Annotated in this window: 17 protein-coding genes; 6 read left to right on the top strand and 11 right to left on the bottom strand. The window is 42.3% G+C overall.

Features of this window, described 5'->3' with window-relative positions; genetic code table 11:
• Positions 1–18 precede the first annotated feature (18 nt).
• The 9 genes from RBI_RS14185 to RBI_RS08525 all read right to left on the bottom strand — a co-directional run bounded on the left by RBI_RS14185 (position 19) and on the right by RBI_RS08525 (position 5,827).
• On the bottom strand, positions 19–420 hold the full coding sequence (locus RBI_RS14185; protein WP_051706702.1) for a DUF6075 family protein: 402 nt from the start codon (positions 418–420) through the stop codon (positions 19–21).
• Positions 417–539 (bottom strand): hypothetical protein, encoded by a 123-nt coding sequence (locus tag RBI_RS15440; RefSeq protein ID WP_256320652.1) that lies wholly within the window; start codon positions 537–539, stop codon positions 417–419. Before RBI_RS15440 ends, RBI_RS14185 begins: the two co-directional genes overlap by 4 nt.
• 67 nt (positions 540–606) lie before the next feature.
• A complete protein-coding gene (locus tag RBI_RS08565; RefSeq protein ID WP_038672330.1) occupies positions 607–1,137 on the bottom strand; it encodes a hypothetical protein in 531 nt (176 codons plus the stop codon).
• Between the two features lie 936 nt (positions 1,138–2,073).
• Complete coding sequence (locus RBI_RS14180) at positions 2,074–2,919, bottom strand: PD-(D/E)XK nuclease family transposase (RefSeq protein ID WP_051706701.1); 846 nt, start codon at positions 2,917–2,919, stop codon at positions 2,074–2,076.
• A gap of 102 nt (positions 2,920–3,021) precedes the next feature.
• A complete protein-coding gene (locus RBI_RS08545) occupies positions 3,022–3,456 on the bottom strand; it encodes a TnpV protein (protein WP_038672325.1) in 435 nt (144 codons plus the stop codon).
• A 19-nt stretch (positions 3,457–3,475) separates the two neighbouring features.
• Complete coding sequence (locus RBI_RS08540; protein WP_038672324.1) at positions 3,476–3,814, bottom strand: hypothetical protein; 339 nt, start codon at positions 3,812–3,814, stop codon at positions 3,476–3,478.
• Positions 3,807–4,040 carry a hypothetical protein gene (locus tag RBI_RS08535; protein WP_038672321.1) on the bottom strand — a complete coding sequence of 78 codons (234 nt, stop codon included), beginning with the start codon at positions 4,038–4,040 and terminating at the stop codon, positions 3,807–3,809. Before RBI_RS08535 ends, RBI_RS08540 begins: the two co-directional genes overlap by 8 nt.
• 32 nt (positions 4,041–4,072) lie before the next feature.
• Positions 4,073–4,999, bottom strand: a complete 927-nt coding sequence (locus tag RBI_RS08530; RefSeq protein ID WP_038672319.1) for a ParB/RepB/Spo0J family partition protein — start codon at positions 4,997–4,999, stop codon at positions 4,073–4,075.
• A gap of 12 nt (positions 5,000–5,011) precedes the next feature.
• Positions 5,012–5,827 (bottom strand): ParA family protein, encoded by an 816-nt coding sequence (locus tag RBI_RS08525; RefSeq protein WP_051706699.1) that lies wholly within the window; start codon positions 5,825–5,827, stop codon positions 5,012–5,014.
• Between the two features lie 449 nt (positions 5,828–6,276).
• Here RBI_RS08525 and RBI_RS08520 point away from each other — a divergent pair, with 449 nt between their 5' ends.
• Together RBI_RS08520 and RBI_RS08515 are read left to right on the top strand one after the other, a co-directional pair.
• Positions 6,277–7,230, top strand: a complete 954-nt coding sequence (locus RBI_RS08520) for a GTP-binding protein (RefSeq protein ID WP_038672317.1) — start codon at positions 6,277–6,279, stop codon at positions 7,228–7,230.
• A gap of 345 nt (positions 7,231–7,575) precedes the next feature.
• Entirely contained in the window at positions 7,576–8,232 is a 657-nt protein-coding gene (locus RBI_RS08515; RefSeq protein ID WP_022287608.1) for an HD domain-containing protein, read from the top strand.
• A 245-nt stretch (positions 8,233–8,477) separates the two neighbouring features.
• Here the strand turns inward: RBI_RS08515 and RBI_RS14175 are convergent, their stop codons facing one another.
• Complete coding sequence (locus tag RBI_RS14175) at positions 8,478–11,018, bottom strand: GH25 family lysozyme (RefSeq protein WP_051706697.1); 2,541 nt, start codon at positions 11,016–11,018, stop codon at positions 8,478–8,480.
• Positions 11,019–11,357: 339 nt separating this feature from the next.
• Here RBI_RS14175 and ypeB point away from each other — a divergent pair, with 339 nt between their 5' ends.
• Positions 11,358–12,689: a germination protein YpeB gene (ypeB, locus tag RBI_RS08505; protein ID WP_038672315.1), complete on the top strand. Its 1,332-nt coding sequence runs from the start codon at positions 11,358–11,360 to the stop codon at positions 12,687–12,689.
• Between the two features lie 17 nt (positions 12,690–12,706).
• Entirely contained in the window at positions 12,707–13,318 is a 612-nt protein-coding gene (gene rbr, locus RBI_RS08500; RefSeq protein WP_038672312.1) for a rubrerythrin, read from the top strand.
• A gap of 130 nt (positions 13,319–13,448) precedes the next feature.
• On the opposite strand, the gene RBI_RS08495 is transcribed toward rbr, so the two are convergent.
• Positions 13,449–14,381, bottom strand: coding sequence for an IS481 family transposase (locus tag RBI_RS08495; protein ID WP_038671142.1), 933 nt, complete (start codon positions 14,379–14,381; stop codon positions 13,449–13,451).
• A gap of 215 nt (positions 14,382–14,596) precedes the next feature.
• Here RBI_RS08495 and RBI_RS08490 point away from each other — a divergent pair, with 215 nt between their 5' ends.
• Positions 14,597–15,727 carry a cysteine desulfurase family protein gene (locus RBI_RS08490; RefSeq protein ID WP_038672310.1) on the top strand — a complete coding sequence of 377 codons (1,131 nt, stop codon included), beginning with the start codon at positions 14,597–14,599 and terminating at the stop codon, positions 15,725–15,727.
• A gap of 117 nt (positions 15,728–15,844) precedes the next feature.
• The gene (gene thiI / locus RBI_RS08485) at positions 15,845–17,020 is read left to right on the top strand and encodes a tRNA uracil 4-sulfurtransferase ThiI (protein ID WP_022287613.1); all 1,176 of its coding nucleotides are present in this window, start codon (positions 15,845–15,847) and stop codon (positions 17,018–17,020) included.
• Positions 17,021–17,190: the final 170 nt, after the last annotated feature.

Here is a 17,190-nt window from a genome sequence, read left to right as displayed (position 1 = left end):
TTACCTTCATTTCATTACTTACATAAAAATCTCGAACCTCATCTTGAGCGCTTCCATATAGTATGGCGTATACGTGCAGTGGAAAATTCTGTCGGGCGCATAGTATTTGCTTGGTACATATTCTTTCTCTCCATTTTTGTCGATATAAGTTTCAGGTGGATCTGAGTCATAAACCGTGCCGTTCCAAAGATTAAATGCAAGGCGTGTTGTTTTCAAGCTCGTATGCGTCTGAAACGGCTTGCTCAAGCCCTCGAAAATAATCACGTCTTTTTTAACGTCATACAGTGCGCCAATATGATAACGCAAAACAGCGTCCATCGTGAGGAGATAAGCAAGTGACAAGTGATAGCCGTCTAAATAGGGCATTTTGCCACACAGCTTATTGAACATTTCCTCGTGTTCGTCATCATAAAAAATCATTTTTCTTTCCTGCCTTTCTTGAAAATTCTGAATTTATCAGGAATAAATGCGCTTATAATAGTCCAAATTCCTGTTATACAAAGAGCTATTCCCAGTGAACCATAAAATATTTTTTCCATTGTCCAATCACTCCTTTTTGTAAAAAAAGGACACCTGAAACTTCAAGTGTCCTTATGTTTGTGTTTATTACTCTAAATTCATGTAAAATCTTTTGCCTTTTATTTCAAACCCGTTTTTTTGATAAAAACAGCAAAGATTATCAAAACCGATCGGTGTATCTACCCAGATACTCCCCCATATTTTTTTTAACTTCATTAATCTTGCAATGGCTATCATTGCTTGAATATTTCTGCTGCCATGACCTTCTCTGTGCAGTTCTTTTGTATCAACAGAAACAATTTCCATTACATCATCCACAATATCACTTGATGACATAGATATTGGATTGCAATAAGCTGCACATCGTGTTGTAACATATATTGGTCTATTGCGATTTAATATAGGTGATACAAATAGTCCAAATAGTGAGCCATTAACATCGTACATGTCAAGTAGTGTTTCTTGATGATCACCTATATGATCCATTATTGTATTGAGGAAATCTGCTCTGTCTGATAGTTTTGACATGGTATGTTGTAGCTTTGCAAGCTGCTCTCTGCTTTTAACAAGAGAGTTGTATTCAAAATTTGGTATGATTTTATAATTCTTTATGATCATGTGTACACCTATATTCTAAATGCAGAAGTAATTATTTCTGCAAGCAGCCTGTTATACTCAATCGTATCAAATTTTGTTTTATTATGATTGAGAGTTTTGAGCATAGCTTTGAGCAGCATACCCTTATTTCTGTCATTGTTTATATTTTTGAGATACAACATTGTACGATCTATCACCGTTCTATCAATGCGTTCGTTATTGTTAAGTGCCGAATAAAAATTTGCATTTGATAAATTATTATAGTAATCGGATATACAATTTTCAACTTTCATGAGAAGATATTCGTACTGTGACTTGGTAAGACATTGCATATCAACGATCATGAGTCTTCGACAAAACTTTTTTTGTTCAGACAGAATACCTGAACATATGCAAGCGTTGCATTCGTGTAAGAGTTCTGTGTAAAGATCCAATGTTGTTCACCTTTATTCTATCATTTTCGCTTTATCTTGTCAACAAAAAAGGACACCTGAAATTCAAGTGTCCTTACGTTTGTATTCGAATGTAGTTTTAAGTAAGTTCATAAATCCACTTCCAACATAGAAAAATTAAAAGAAAATTGGTTATACTCAATAAAATTATTTTCTGTGTCTTAGATAAAGGACTGCAGTATTTTTCCCTCAGAACAATATATATATCCATTAATAAGGTAACCGTCAGTTGGGGAATAAGCCGCTTAGTAAGTTTTGTTGATATAACATATAATGCTAGTAAGCAAAACTTATCAATAATAGATGTTACTAATTCGCTGCTGTTCTTCTTGTTATTTGAAATGTACAATATTCCAAACAGAAATATGATTATAAATATAGTATACCAAATCATTCCTCATTCTCCCATTTTATCATTTAAAGTGACATTTGTCAACAAAAAAGGACACCTGAAATTCAAGTGTCCTTATAATCATATTCTGTTCTGCTTTGTCCACGGACAAAATTACTTTTCAGCTTTACCCTCTTGCTTCTTGTAAGCGTTATAGTATTCTATAGCTCTTTCTTTGGAAATCTCAAGCCGTGACATCAACCTTGCAATTATCGCTTCATCGTCTGCTCCAGTTTCCAACATAAGAGCGATTATTTCGTAGGCTCTGCCTTCAACTCTGCCCTCAGCCTCTTTCCTATATCCATAGTTTTCAACAGCCTCACACATACTATCCGCTCCTTTCGTTGTTCTTTTGTGGTTGTATACTGCCTTTGACAGCTCTCCGAACGAGCTGTTGTCAGCACTGCTGTTCTTTAGATATTGCAGCAGCTTGGCAAGAGAGCTGCCGTCATCAACTGCTGCATTAAAGTAATATTCGTGTACGCCGTTGTCAATTTCCTGATGTGTTTCATCGACCATGCGGCGAACCGTGTATTTACACTTGCCGCCTTTCAGCCAGTCAGTAGCCGAAATAAATATCAGGTACAACTCAGGCAGCTCTTTGTAATTCTGATTTTTCTCAAGAAACAGAGTATCAAGACTTGCCTGATAGTATCTTACCCTTTTGGGGTGATAATCTTTGTTTTTGACCTGAACTTCTATGTTATATAGCTTATGCTCCTCGTCCTCGGCAAGTGCGTCAAGCACTACCGAATGTCCGTTGTAATTTCTTATGGCATATTGCGTATCAACTTTAATGACATTGAGCTTTTTGTCAAGCAGTCTGCTCAGTGTATATGAACACGCAGCTTTGTCACGCATTACCACGGCAAAGAAGTCATCGTCCATAAGGTTAAAGCTGTCAGCGATAGCCATTTTATCCTCAATGGACCCTTTTAGCTTTTCATCAGTTATTATCATTCTCTTTTCACCTTTATTTTATCAGATTTTTGAGCCAATGTCAATAAAGTGTATATCTTTTTTATATATTTTTGTGTCACGGTGACACACTGGAGAAATTTTTCATTCTCTGCGCTTATAAACGATCTCCTCCATTACCTGATGTTCGAGCGTCATGAGCCTTTCCTTTTCCCACTTGCGTATAGCATTGAACTCTGTAGGACGTGGGTGATCTTTTCTGTAGATCTCGTCAAGCTCGTTAAACCTCTCCTCAGCTTCGATATCTATTTCTCTCGGAATGATCTGCCAACGGCATTCGCACACGAGAATGTCAACGTCTGCTGGGTATTCTGCTTCCATCCATTTCATCCATGCACGTCCCCATCTGCGGATAGGCTTTTTGAGAAGCTTTTCTTCTTCGGGGTCACTTGTGTATGCTATCTTCGGGACGTATGTACCCTCTGGAGTAAGCTCATACTCAAAAAGATCGCAGCCAACATCTTCTGGTCCTGCCTGCTCGATTTCAAAATCTTCGTTAAAATTCCTGTTTTCGTTCATAATGGTCCTCCTTTTTCAATTACAAACTTTTATGTTTTTGGGTGATGTTATCTGAGTGTGTCACCGTGACACGCTGTTGTTTTTGTGCATTCGGTTCGGCATAGCACTGATGAAGTATTTTGCTGTAGCTCTCTGCTTGAATTCTGTGAGGGAAATATTCAATGCTTGAAAAATCGATCACATTGTTGATCTCATCGAGAAACGGCTTTGCAGCGACTGCAAATGTATCATCAAATGCCGCAGCCATTACAGCACAGTCGGTATCGATAGATATGATCTCGTATAGCCGGTTGTCTTTAGCCTTATAGAGTGCCGTCTGGTTTTTGCTATCGTAGGTTTTCAAAACTCCGTTATTCATCTGGCATATCTTCTTTCTTTTTTCTGACAGCCTTCTGCTCCGAAGTCTTTCTGAGAAACTCCTGCACTTTCTTAGGAACATTCCTGTTGTAAAGCTTGTCAACTGCAGAGTTAGCCGCCTTTGTTATCTCCTCGTGCAGAAGTTGCTCAACATTGCCGTCTGGGAGATAGCAGCGTATCGCCTCTATTTTTTTACGATCTATATCTATTTTGAACGTCATGTTCATTCTTTTTCCTCCTGTGCTATGATTATATCATATTATTTTTCGTTTGTGGTAACTTTTTTTGTACTCTTGAAATTATTTTCAAGATATTTATCAAGCAGCTCATACATTATCTTGTCAAGCTCACTTTCGGTCATGTTCTGCATACATAACGGCTTTTTGATATACATCTCATTGTATAAGCTGTTCTTGTATGGCTCTTTTTTCTTTTCAGACAGATTTCTTATAGCTTTCATGATATCATAGATATCACTGCTTCCACTGTTTGTCATTTGCTCTATGACCAATGTCAGCTCTTTTGAACTGAGCCGTTCGTCATAATTGTAATAGTCTGCTATGGCTTTCTGCTGCTCAGGACTGAGCTTTGCAAGCGGCTCAATGAATCTTATCTGAATAGATTTGCTGTCTATAAGCTCTGCTAACCCATTATCAAGATTTGAGATATTTGCATAGCGGTAAATGGTTTTTCTGGATATACCAAACATATTGCTTATCTCATTTACTGTCAGGTCTGCTGAAACGTTCTTTCTCAGACTTAAGTATGTATTGAACATTTTTGAAAGCTCGCTTGGACGTGGCTCTTTTCGTTGAATGTTTGCCTGGCAGACTATATCGAAAGCCACGTTATCATCAGTGACTTCGATAACAACGGCGTCAATGTCAAGGTGCATAAGCTTTTTGCAAGCAGCGTATCTTTTATGACCGCTGAGTATCTGATAGCTGTTGCTGCTAATGCTGCGAACTATTATCGGTGTGATAAGTCCACACTTTGAAATAGAGTCGGCAAGTGCAGATATCTCATTTTCATCTATTGCAAATGGCTGTGGATCACCATTAAAGCTGAAAGGCTCAATTTTTGACATAGGCAGTGAAACCACCTTTTGCTTATCCATGAGAAGCTCCTCAAAGTTATTTGAGAAGTTAGCTCTTGGACGATTTGCGGAGCGTTTTATATCTATCATATTGAAACCTCCTTAGTGTGTCACCGTGACACACTCTATTTTGTCAGCTATTACACGATACTCGTCTGCGAGCATATTCTTGTATTTATTTGTGCTGCTGATTTTATAGTTGCAAAGGGCGATGCCCTCACGGCTGCTGTCCTGAGCTGCTTTTGACTTGCTTATGCTGCCAAGGTATTTATCATTGAATGCGGCTTTTATTGACTCAATTACTTCAGCTGACATTGTGTTGTTTTTCTCTGCCCATGTTGCGAATACTCCGAGTATTTCAAGGTCAGGGTTAGCGTACTCATGGATATCGTCAATGCTGTCAAGAAGAAGTGGGATTCCGCTCAATGCCATTTCTTGAGCAAGCACAGGTATCAAGACCATATCTGCAGCGGAAAGAGCATTGTAGAGCAAGTTGCTCAGTGACGGAGGACAGTCTATGATGATGTAGTCATAGCAGCCGATGTAATTACTAAGGACACGTTTCAGCACCATTTCGCAACAGCGTGTTCTGCACAGGTCAACTTCAATTCCTGAAAGTGTTATAGTCGCAGGGATATAGTCAATATTGTTCGGCTCGTTGTGATGAACAGCCGTCTTGAAATCAATGGTTTTCTTATTGATGATAGATGACATAAGCTCAGTGATAGTGATATCGTCAGGGTCATATTCGTACTTCATGCACGATACCGACAAACTGCTCTGAGGGTCAAGGTCTATCATAAGGACTCTTTTCTCTCGCTGTGCAAGAATAGCGGCAATATTGAATGCCGATGTTGTTTTGGCAACTCCGCCTTTCTGATTTGCCACGGATACGATCTTTGTTTTTGTGTTCTCCATTAAAAACACCCTTTCTAAAATGTTAAAGTTCTCCGTATTAAGCACAGAAAAAGCGGCAGGGGAGAACGTCCTGCCGCTCAGGGAGCTACCCTGTCTATGCTTGATGATATGTGTAAATATCATCAAAAAAGCTGCCAAAGTCTTAGCAGCAATTTTCATGATATTTTATTTGACTGAAAGAAAATTTGTGGTTTTATTTTTGGATAGAGTGACTGGCTACGAACCAGTAGGTCGGGGGTTCGAGTCCCTTCTGGCGCACCAGCGTATTTACGCACTTTGCGAGTTTGCAGGGTGCGTTTTTTGTTGCCAAGCTTTGTTGTCAACTTTACAATGTAGGGGGAGTCCCCGTGCAAAACACGTTTTACTTAGTGTAAGGCGTGTTTTTTTATTTCTCTCATTGCAAAAGCCTTGCCGATATGGTATAATATGACCATTAGGAGGCATTAACTATGAACACAGAGAAAAAGAAAACCAAGGTAGACCTTGTGACGGGGTTTCTCGGAGCAGGGAAGACCACTTTTATAAAAAAATATGCCCGTTATCTTTTGGATAAGGGCTGTAAAATTGGCGTGTTGGAGAATGATTTCGGTGCAGTGAATGTGGATATGCTTCTTTTGCAGGAGCTTTTGGACGAGAATTGCGACCTTGAAATGGTCTCGGCGGCTGATAAGGATTGCCACAGACGGCGTTTTAAGACTAAGCTTATTGCTATGGGTATGCGTGGTCTTGACAGGGTTATTGTGGAGCCGTCAGGCATTTATGAAGCTGACGAGTTCTTTGACGTGCTCAGAGAAGAACCTCTTGATAATTGGTATGAGATAGGAAGCGTTATAACTATTGCAGACGCCTGCCTTGATACCAACTTGTCGGAAGCTTCTGATTATCTTCTTGCTTCTCAGCTTTCGGAAGCAGGCATAGTTCTCATGAGCAGATGTCAGGAAGCCACAAAGCAGGAGCTTGAGGATACTCTAAAACACCTTGAAGCCGTGCAGAAAAAGTTCCATTGCCACAGAATGACTAAGCCTGAGATAATAATGAAAGACTGGTCGGAGCTTACAGATGAGGATATGGAAAGGATAGCCAACAGTGGCTATGAGCCGGATTCCCACGAAAAGCTGTGGTTCGACCAAGATAAAGCTTATACCTCTTTGTATTTTATGAATATGAAGCTTCCTGACAATGCTATGGAAGATGCTGTGAGCAGGCTTATGAGCGACAGCAAGTGCGGAAGGATATTCCGTGTAAAAGGCTTTATGCAAAACGCTGAGGGCAAGTGGCTTGAGCTTAATGCCACCCACAAGAACATCACCGTTAAGCCTATAGAGCGAGGTCAGGCGGTGTTTATCGTCATTGGCGAGGGGCTTGACAAAGAGCATATCGACGGCTATTTTGTGCCTGTATAGTGTCAAAATATTGTAAAATAAATGCAGAATGTATTGTATATGGGCTTGATTAGTGATATGATAATTGCAGGTTATAATTACACATTTTAAAGAGCGGTGCAAGTGTATCTCATGCTGCAATGTATGGCGTAAAATGCCCGTCACGGCGAGTGACTGTAGGGGAGCGGCGCAATTTCTGCTTTGCAGAAATATGACGTCCCGTTCGGAGAGCGACATGGTTTGTATAATCGCAAATTCATGCAGGCGAGCAAATGCGGGCGAACACTGTTCGCCCCTACAATACATTATGTGGACGTAAAAAGCCTTGCGTAGATAAATATAATCATAAACCAACAGGAGAAATCAATGACATACAAAGAGATAAGAAAAAACAAGGAAATAAAAGCATTTATAAAAAGGGCAGGGATAAATCTTACATCTCTGGGTTTTACAGACCATTCAGAGGTGCATACCACTCTTGTGGCAGACAGAGCCGCCGCAATACTTAAAGAGTTCGGCTATGATGAGCATACCATAGAGCTTGCAAAGATAGCAGGGTATATGCACGATATCGGCAACGCTGTCAATCGTACACACCATGCAGAGTATGGTGCAATACTTGCAAACGATATTCTCAAAGACACTGATATGCCATTGGAAGATAGGGTGACGATAGTTTCCTGCATTGGAAGCCATGACGAATCAACAGGGGGCGCAACAGACCCAGTGTCAGCCGCAGTGATAATAGGTGATAAAACGGACGTGCGACGAAATCGTGTGTCAAATAAGGATAAGTCCTCTTTTGATATCCATGACAGGGTGAACTATGCGGTAACAGAAGCGAGCCTAAAGATAAATGCTGATAAAAAGGTCATATCCCTTAATTTGCAGATAGACGAAAGTATCTGCACCATGTATGACTATTTTGATATTTTCTTACAGCGTATGCTCATGTGCAGAGGTGCGGCAGGTGTTCTGGGAGCAAAGTTCAAGCTTACAGCAAACGGAAGCAAGGTGCTATAATTTAACGCACAAACTATGTAGGGGAGCGGCGCAATTTCTGCTTTGCAGAAATACGACGTCCCACTCGGGGTGATATGGTTTGGATTATCCAGAATTTGTGTAGAGCAACATTGTGCGGATAATACAAATGAGATTGCAGACGAAACGTAGAGGGGACGGGTTGTCGAGGGCGCCAGCCCCTACAGTTGCATTATATCCATAAATAACAAAAGGCTATGTGTTTTTTTTCACACATAGCCTTTGTTTTATTTTACAGTCTTTTCAGTATAAGCACCATAATAGTTCACACCATTGTATTTTCTGTATGCCCTTATTCTGAATGTTTTAGTGCCTGACAGATTTTTTGCAGTGTAGCTTTTGCCTGATGTTGTGGTGAGCTTCTTCCAACTGCTTCCTGACTTAACATATATCTCATATCCTGTGGCTTTTGATACCTTGTTCCATGCAAGTGAGATATTGCTTCCCGAACGCTTTGCTGTTGTGACAGTGACGTTTGCAGGAAGTGTGCAGGTGACCACCTGTGCAGGCTTGCTGTATTGCATAACATTGTCGCTTACATAATATGCCTTTACTCTGTATGTGTACATAGTGCCTGATGACTTGCCTGAGTTTGTGTAGTATGGATAAGCAGTGTCGCCGAGCTTTTTGTAGCTGTCTGACGTTCCTACCCACTGATAAACGCTGTAGCCAGATACTCCATTCACGCTTTCCCATGTGATAGTGTTAGAACTTGATGTGTTCACTGATGAGGAAAGCCCCTTTGGTGTGTTTGCAGGACGAATGGTGATGTCCTTTTCAGTGTAGTCACCGTAGTAGTTTATGTAGTTATAATTTCTTATGGCTCTCACTCTGAAACGATAAGCTGTTTTCTGTGAAAGATCGCTTGCAGTGTAGCTCGTTCCCGAAATGGTGGAGAGAGTTTTCCATGTTCCGTTTGTGTACATCTCTACCTGATAGCCTGTAGCCTTTGATACCTTGTTCCAGTTGAGTGTTATGGAATCAACGTCAGTGGAGCAAAGGGAGAATGATACGTTTGCAGGAAGAGTGCAGGTGGTAAGCTCAGAGGAATATGCACCCTCGATACGCTGTCCGTCAACAGTGTTGAATGCCCTTACCTTGTATCTGTACATCGTGCCTGAGCTTTTCTTTGAGTTTGTGAACTTTGTGGACGTGGTCGTGCCTATGAGCTTGTAGCTGTCGTTAGTACCTATCCACTGATAGATCTCATAGCCTTCTGCTTTTTTGGAAGCGTTCCATGTTATGGTGTTTGATGTAGAAGTGTTTGAAGTGCTTCTTACGCCTGTTACTGCACTTGGTATGTCAGTGACCTCAGCGTTTACATATGTGTAGCCACCATTGTAGTATACGCCACTGTAATTTCTTCTTGCTTTTACCCTGAACTTATTAACACCGTTCTGTGTGATACCATTCACCTTGTATGAAAGGCTTGAAGTTGTGCCGACCTGCTTCCATGCACCGTTCACATTATGCTCCACGATGTAGTCGGTCGCCTTTGAAACTTTGCCCCAGCTAATTGTGACAGAAGTTCCCCTTGCAGAAGCGGATATTTTTGAGATGTTCGCAGGAAGAGTGCAGGTGGTGAATACCTCGGAGTAATCCCCGTAAACACGCTTGCCAGAAGCGTCACTGTAGGCTCTCACCATGTATTTGTACATAGTACCTGTGGACTTGTTGGAGTTTGTAAAATATGTATTCTTTGTATCCCCTATTTTTTTCTTGTTAGGGTCGCTGGGGCTTGTTCCCTGATATACCTCATATCCTGTTGCGTCAGGAGCGCCGTTCCAGGCAAATGTGTTGGAGGTGGAGGTGTTTGTCACTGAGATAAGGTCGGACACATAAAGTGGAAGCTTGCCCGAATACCATACGTTTACGTCAGTGTAGGCTGAAATGCCTGAAACAGTACCGCTTCCTGAATATTGCCACATATCCATGCGTTGGTCATAATTGGTGTTGCTTGTGTAGTGAGCCAGCCATATAGGATATTTCCTGCCAAGCCCTGCTCCGTCAATGTAGTAGTTTAGCCATGTGTAGTTTGCATAAACACCTGCGCTGTAGCCCGATTTTATGATAGTGTCGCAAAAAGCTGTGCAAAGAGCGGTCTTTTGAGCCTTGGAAAGCCCTGCGCTGTCAAGTCTGCCAGTGTCATAGTCAACAGACTCGATATCGTAATAAACAGGCATTTGCAGAGAATATCCCTTTATCCTGTCAAGAACGAACTTAGCCTCTGCCTTAGCCTCGGCTGTGGTTATCGCCTGCGTATAGAAGTATACGCCAACTTTAAGCCCTGCCTTGGTAGCCCCGTCAAGATAGGTCTTGAACTTAGGGTCTTCCACAAGCGTTCCTGCACTGCCATAGCCACGGTAGCCTACTCTTATGATAACAAATTCCACACCGCTGTTTTTGACCTTTTTCCAATCTATGTTGCCCTGATAATAGGAAACGTCAATGCCATAGACCTTTGAAACACCGCTGAATCTGTTTTGATGAGTAAGACTGTCAGCCCCCCACAGAGCAGACATTGTCATAATGCCGTATGGATCGTTGTTTTCAAGATATTTATGATACTCAGGGTCGTCCTCAGTGACAGGCTCTAAAAGACTATCAGCCTCCATATTGCCTGTAGCATATTCAGGCTTTGATACCTGGATATCATTTGAAAGCTCACTTGACGCAATGCTTTCCTCTGCCGCATACACGAATGGAACAGACTGAGCCATTATTGCCGCTGACAAAACCACGCCAGTCAGCTTTGGAATAAATTTCATAATTTCCTCCCGTAGAAACGTAGGCAGAGTTAACATTTTTTCTGCCATTTTACACGATAATTTTTACACACCCTTTATTATAGCCCTTTTTCAGCGCATTGTCAAATTTGCGTTTATACAAATAAATACAATTCAGTAATTTTAAAGTTAAATCATTGCACTTATTTTGAGATTTATGTAATAATAAGTAAGCAAAGATGTTCATGATACACAAGATTAGGAAAGAAATTTTGTGTATCATGATATGCCTGAAATGGCACTGCAAGGCACAGTTAATGAGAATAATCAGCATTTTAGCTGGCATAATAATGGAGAAAAAAGAAAAGGAGAGCATAAAAAATGGATATATCAAAGCGAAACGCAGTTAGGATAGTGTCTTTCACAGTGGCTGTCGTGGGTGTGCTTGCGGTGAGAAATATACAACTTATGAGCAGTGAAAAAAGGGCGTTGCGTAGTGTGAACTACAACTATTCAAGAGCCATGGGCGACCTTTGCGACGCAGTAGAGAACGTTAGCGACACTCTTGAAAAGGAGCTTTATGCAGGCTCAGGGAAAATGCACCAGTCACTTGCGGTGAAGCTTTACAGAGAAGCGTCCTCGGCAAAGGCGGCTCTGTCACAGCTTCCCATAGAAGAGCTGCAGCTTGAAAACACCTACAAATTTCTCTCACAGGTAGGAAACTACTCCATGGCAGTGAGCGAGAGGCTTATGAACGGCGAGGAGATAACAGACGAGGAATATGAGAACATATCCTCGCTCTATGACTTTTCCAAAGAACTTTCCGAGGATATGTGGGAGCTTGAAAGCTCAGTGAACAGCGGTGAGATAGCCCTCACCCAAACAGGCTCACAGCAGAGCGACCCGCCCACAGTGACAGAGGGCTTCTCAGACTTTGAGGGAAGCTTTGAAAGCTATCCAAGCCTTATTTATGACGGCCCATTCTCAGACAATATCCTGGAGCGTACCCCACGCATGACAGCTGAGGCAGAGAACGTTTCACAGACCAAAGCCCTTGAACGCTGTTCTCTGGGGCTTAACATGAACTCCACAGTGTTCACAGATATCTCAGAGGTAGAGGGCAAAATGCCATGCTGGAGATTTTCAAACGAGGATAAGACGGTGGCTTGCGAGGTGACGAAGCAGGGCGGATATATCTCATATTTCCTCAAAAGCCGTATCAGCGAAAGCACAGTGCTTACAAACGAGCAGGGAGTAAAGGCAGCAGAGGATTTTCTCGATGACCTCGGCATACTGTCCATGAAAACCACCTACTATGAGAATATCGACAACGTTCTCACAGTGAATTTCGCCTACAACGACCTTGACGTGTGCTGTTACACCGACCTTATAAAGGTATCAGTAGCAATGGACGACGGTGAGATATTAGGCTTTGACGCAAAGGGCTTTTTGGTGAACCACTATGACAGAGATATCCCCGAAGCGGACATATCCCAAAGCCGAGCGAAAGAGAGCGTGTCCCCACGCCTTGAAATAATATCCGGCAGGCTTGCACTTATCCCTACCGACGGTTTGGAGGAGAAACTGTGTTATGAGTTCAGGTGCAGGGCGGAAAACGGCAGGAACGTGCTTGTATATATAAATGCACAAACTGCGGAGGAAGAGCAGATACTCATTCTTGTGGAAAGCAAGTCAGGAACACTGACTGTATAAAGTAGGAGGATAAAAAAATGTCAGATTTCAGAAATTCAAAGACAAAGGATAACCTTATGAGAGCCTTTGCAGGGGAAAGTCAGGCAAGAAACCGCTACACAATGGCGGAGGAAAAAGCAAGACAGCAGAAGCTTTATGTGCTTGCCGATCTGTTCAAGTTCACAGCCGATCAGGAGAAAGTTCACGCAAAGATATTCTATGAGCATCTCAAAGAGCTGTCAGGGGAGAGCGTGTTTGTTGACGGAGGTTATCCTGTGGATATTTCGGAGGATATGTGTACCTTGCTTGGTATGGCAGACCACAACGAGCGTCAGGAATCAGATGATGTTTACCCTGCGTTTGCTGAGGTCGCAAGGCAGGAGGGCTATGGAAAGATAGCGCAGGACTTTACGAATATCGCCAAGATAGAGAATGTTCACGGCAAGCGTTTTGCGGCATTTGGCAAGCTTATGAAAGAGGGAAAGCTGTTCTCTTCCTCCCAGTCTGAAACGTGGGTATGCTTGAACTGCGGTTATATCGTGGAGGGCACACAAGCCCCTGAGAGGTGTCCTGTTTGCGGAGAAGCGCAGGGATATTATATCAGGCTTTCAATGGCTTCATGGGGAAGTAATTGTAACTGTGATAAATAGTGTTCTGTGCGGTGCGGCTGAAAATGCCGTGCCGCATTGTGCTATGTAAAAATACATCGCCGCAGGCGATACCTTCATTCCTCACTCCTCACTCCTCATTCAACCTCATCCCTCACTAAATGTAGGTTTGTCAATCATATTGGACACTATTATTAAGAAATTCGATAGGCGAAAACCATTTGAGGGGACGCATAGGACGGTTGTTTGTTCGACTTAAACGTGCAGCTAGCTGCACGTTTAAGTCGTCGCAGGAATAAAACCTATGGCACGAATAGAATTTGTTGTGATCTTCTCGGTGACTGCGCTCTACTTTGCCATTGTGCCTGGGCGTATATGGACGAATGAGTTTGTGTTCAATGCCAAGTTGTGAGAGCGTATTCTCAAACAGCGTTTTCTTGTCTCTTTTGCTTGGCGAAAAGCGGTTAGTAAATTCAAATCCATTGTCGGTCTGAATACATTTCACCGTTATTCCTCTGCGTTTGTACCATTTCACCAGCCTTTTTACAAAGTCTGCTGAAGAATAGGTGCTTTGCTCCTCATATCCGTATAAAAATCTTATCCTGGTATACTCATCGATCGCCGTGTATTGGTACAGCTTCATCTCTGGGTCAGCTATACACTTTCTCGGAACTACCTTTACGTCCACCTGAATACGCTCTCCGGGGTATGTCATCTGCTCGTATGGCTTTGGTTTATACGTCGCTTTCTTCGGCTTTTTCGGAAGCATTCCTAGTTTTTTCATAACCCTGTAAAGACTTTCAAGACAGCGTGTATACCCTTGTTTTCTGAGACGATGCCATAGTTCGGGAAGCTCAAGCGTTGGGTTTCGTTTGTGATACCTTTTGATAAGATCTATTTCTTCCTTGGTATGCTCGTTGGGATGATGATGCGGTCGGCGTGATTTAACTGCAAGGGACTCCACACTTCCGTCCCAGCGTTTCAGCCAGAAATATATATATGAACGTGATTTATTGTATTTTCTGCTTGCTCGGCTCACTCCATATTTCTTTGCGTAATTCATTAAGGATTGACGAAACTTCATATCTTGTGTTATACTATTCATGAGAGATAGGCTTCCTTTCTGATTTGAATTTGGTGTGGTAACTTTATTTTATCAGATTTTTGCCTATCTCTCTTTTCTTTTTTCTTAATTTTGTCCAATATCTATTGTAGCACTACACACTCCTCATTCCTCACTTTCCCGATTTGTTTGCATTATTCACAATTATATGTTATAATAAAAATAATTGCGATAAAACATGAAAGGACTTGTGATAATTGATATATCTTGATAATGCCGCCACCACAAAACCTTGTGATGAAGCTAAAGCGGCTGTAATGAAAGGCTTGGAGGTCTTCGGAAACCCCTCTTCTCTGCACAGAGCAGGTCTTGACGCTGAGCTTCTTGTTTCTGACGCTCGTGAGATCATTGCCGACGCTCTCGGTGTTACCCCTGATGAGGTCTATTTCACTTCGGGTGCTACTGAAAGCAACAATACCGCTATTTTCGGGGCTTACAAGGCTCACGGAAAACGTAAAAAGCGCGTTGTCATATCCTCTGTTGAACACCCTGCTGTGAAAAATCCTGCCCAGGAGCTTGAAGATATGGGCTGTGAGGTCATAAGGATATCCCCTGACGAGAACGGCGAGATAAACGCTCGTGACATCTTTGCCGCTGTGAACGAGGACACTTTCCTTGTTAGCTGTATGCTTGTGAACAACGAAAACGGCTACATACTTCCTGTGGAAAAAGCTTTTTCTATGATAAAGAAAAAGTATCCCCAGGTGATTACTCACTGCGACTGCGTTCAGGGATTTATGAAAATTCCTGTGAAAGCCAAAAAGCTGAATGCCGATATGATATCTCTCAGCGGTCATAAAATATATGCTCCAAAGGGTATCGGTGCGCTGTATGTGAAAAAGGGCATTCATATACCGCCTTTTATGCTTGGGGGAGGACAGGAAAAAGGTTTTCGTTCGGGTACTGAGTCAGTGCCGCTCATATGCGGTTTCGGTGCGGCGGTGAAAAAGCTTGCGCCGAATGTTTCTGCGAACTTTGAAAAGGCGGCTGATATCCAAGCCTATCTCATAGAAAAGTGTAACGAAAACGGCGATGTTTTCGTAAATTCACGAAAAGGCGGCTCGCCTTATGTCACAAGCATTGCCGTCAATGGGTTAAAGTCCGAAGTGCTTCTCCACTATCTTGAAAAGCGTGAGATATATGTTTCAAGCGGCTCAGCCTGCTCAAAGGGCAAGAAAAGCTCTGTGCTAAAAGAGTTCAGATATCCCGAGCAGAGCCTTGACTCCACTATCAGGATAAGCTGTAGCATCGACACCACAAAGGCTGATATCGACGCTCTTATGGAGGGCATAAAGTCTGCGCAGAATGACCTGTGCAAGGTAAGGTAAAACACGCAAACAAATGTTTTGTACTATTTATAAAGGGGAACGGCGAAAAAGGTCGCTTTTGACAGGTTTTTGACGAGGACTTTTTTGTGCAGTTTTCGTAAAGAAAGGATAAAATTTATGAAAGAAATCATTCTCTGCAAATATGGTGAGATAGCTCTGAAAGGTCTTAACAAATCAAGCTTCGAGAGCATGATGACAAAGAGCGTAAAAAGAAGACTTAAAAGCTGCGGACAGTTCAGCGTATCAAAAGCACAATCTACTTTGTATGTTGAGCCGCTCAATGATGACAGCGATGTTGACATGGCAGTGGAAAAGCTGTCGAAAATTTTCGGTATCGTTAAGCTCTGTCGCTGCTGCGTTTTGGAAAAGGATATGGACGAGATACTCACAAAGTCACTTGACTATATCGAGGACGAAATGGAAACTGCGAGAACTTTTAAGGTCGACGCAAAGCGTTCAGATAAGAAGTTCCCATTCAAGTCCCCTGAGATATGTATAGAAATGGGCGGAAAGATACTTGAAAGATTCCCACACCTTAAAGTTGACGTTCACGATCCTGACGTTGTAGTAACAGTGGAGATAAGAGAAACCAACGCTTATGTTCACGCAGGCTCTATCGAGGGCGCTGGCGGAATACCTGTAGGCTCAAGCGGAAAGGCAATGCTTCTTCTCTCAGGCGGTATAGATTCGCCTGTTGCAGGCTATATGATGGCAAAGCGTGGTGCGATAATATCCGCTATCCACTTTGAAGCTCCACCGTATACTTCAGACAGAGCGAAGATGAAAGTTGAAAAGCTTGCCAAGATAATCACTGCTTACTGTGGTGATATCAACTTCTTCTGCGTGCCTTTCACGGAGATCCAGGAGCTTCTGAGAGATAACTGCCCTGAGGAGCTTTTCACTATCCTGATGAGAAGACTTATGATGGAGATAGCACAGAGAATATGCGAGAAAGAGGATATCCAAGCCCTTGTCACAGGAGAGAGCCTTGGTCAGGTAGCGAGCCAGACTATGTATGCAATGGTCTGCACAGACGCCGCTTGCCGTATGCCTGTATTCAGACCATGCGTTGGTATGGACAAATCTGAGATAGTGGAGATAGCAAGAAAGATAGATACTTTTGATACCTCTATCCTCCCTTATGAGGATTGCTGTACAGTTTTCACGCCAAAGCACCCTAAGACAAGACCAAATCTTGCAGACGTTGAAGCCGCTCAGAACGCTTTCGATTGGGAGCCTTATATCCAGAAAGCTATCGAGGGAACAAAGCCTTATCTTATCAGAAACGCATAGCGTATTTTCATGGCGTACACCCGTTGCATGGTGTCTGTGAAAAGGTTACAAACGGGTTAAAACTGTAACAGCTTGTAGCTTAATTGTACGCTTTTTTGTACCCGAATATTGTGCCTTTCCATGGTGAAAAATGCCGAAAAGCCCCGAATTTTCAGGGCTTTTCTTTGCGT

It is taken from the genome of Ruminococcus bicirculans (ex Wegman et al. 2014), from assembly GCF_000723465.1.
GTDB lineage: Bacteria > Bacillota > Clostridia > Oscillospirales > Ruminococcaceae > Hominimerdicola > Hominimerdicola aceti.
This window is presented reverse-complemented; position numbering and strand designations above follow the sequence as displayed.

Excerpts from the sequence above, each read along its gene's own strand:
- rbr (WP_038672312.1), top strand. The coding sequence starts at position 12,707 with ATGTCAGATTTCAGAAATTCAAAGACAAAGGATAACCTTATGAGAGCC.
- RBI_RS08530 (WP_038672319.1), bottom strand. The coding sequence starts at position 4,999 with ATGATAGATATAAAACGCTCCGCAAATCGTCCAAGAGCTAACTTCTCA.
- RBI_RS08540 (WP_038672324.1), bottom strand. The coding sequence starts at position 3,814 with ATGAATAACGGAGTTTTGAAAACCTACGATAGCAAAAACCAGACGGCA.
- RBI_RS08565 (WP_038672330.1), bottom strand. The coding sequence starts at position 1,137 with ATGATCATAAAGAATTATAAAATCATACCAAATTTTGAATACAACTCT.
- RBI_RS08545 (WP_038672325.1), bottom strand. The coding sequence starts at position 3,456 with ATGAACGAAAACAGGAATTTTAACGAAGATTTTGAAATCGAGCAGGCA.
- RBI_RS14175 (WP_051706697.1), bottom strand. The coding sequence starts at position 11,018 with ATGAAATTTATTCCAAAGCTGACTGGCGTGGTTTTGTCAGCGGCAATA.
- RBI_RS14180 (WP_051706701.1), bottom strand. The coding sequence starts at position 2,919 with ATGATAATAACTGATGAAAAGCTAAAAGGGTCCATTGAGGATAAAATG.
- RBI_RS08535 (WP_038672321.1), bottom strand. The coding sequence starts at position 4,040 with ATGAACATGACGTTCAAAATAGATATAGATCGTAAAAAAATAGAGGCG.
- RBI_RS14185 (WP_051706702.1), bottom strand. The coding sequence starts at position 420 with ATGATTTTTTATGATGACGAACACGAGGAAATGTTCAATAAGCTGTGT.
- RBI_RS15440 (WP_256320652.1), bottom strand. The coding sequence starts at position 539 with ATGGAAAAAATATTTTATGGTTCACTGGGAATAGCTCTTTGTATAACA.
- RBI_RS08525 (WP_051706699.1), bottom strand. The coding sequence starts at position 5,827 with ATGGAGAACACAAAAACAAAGATCGTATCCGTGGCAAATCAGAAAGGC.
- ypeB (WP_038672315.1), top strand. The coding sequence starts at position 11,358 with ATGGATATATCAAAGCGAAACGCAGTTAGGATAGTGTCTTTCACAGTG.
- RBI_RS08495 (WP_038671142.1), bottom strand. The coding sequence starts at position 14,381 with ATGAATAGTATAACACAAGATATGAAGTTTCGTCAATCCTTAATGAAT.
- RBI_RS08515 (WP_022287608.1), top strand. The coding sequence starts at position 7,576 with ATGACATACAAAGAGATAAGAAAAAACAAGGAAATAAAAGCATTTATA.
- thiI (WP_022287613.1), top strand. The coding sequence starts at position 15,845 with ATGAAAGAAATCATTCTCTGCAAATATGGTGAGATAGCTCTGAAAGGT.
- RBI_RS08520 (WP_038672317.1), top strand. The coding sequence starts at position 6,277 with ATGAACACAGAGAAAAAGAAAACCAAGGTAGACCTTGTGACGGGGTTT.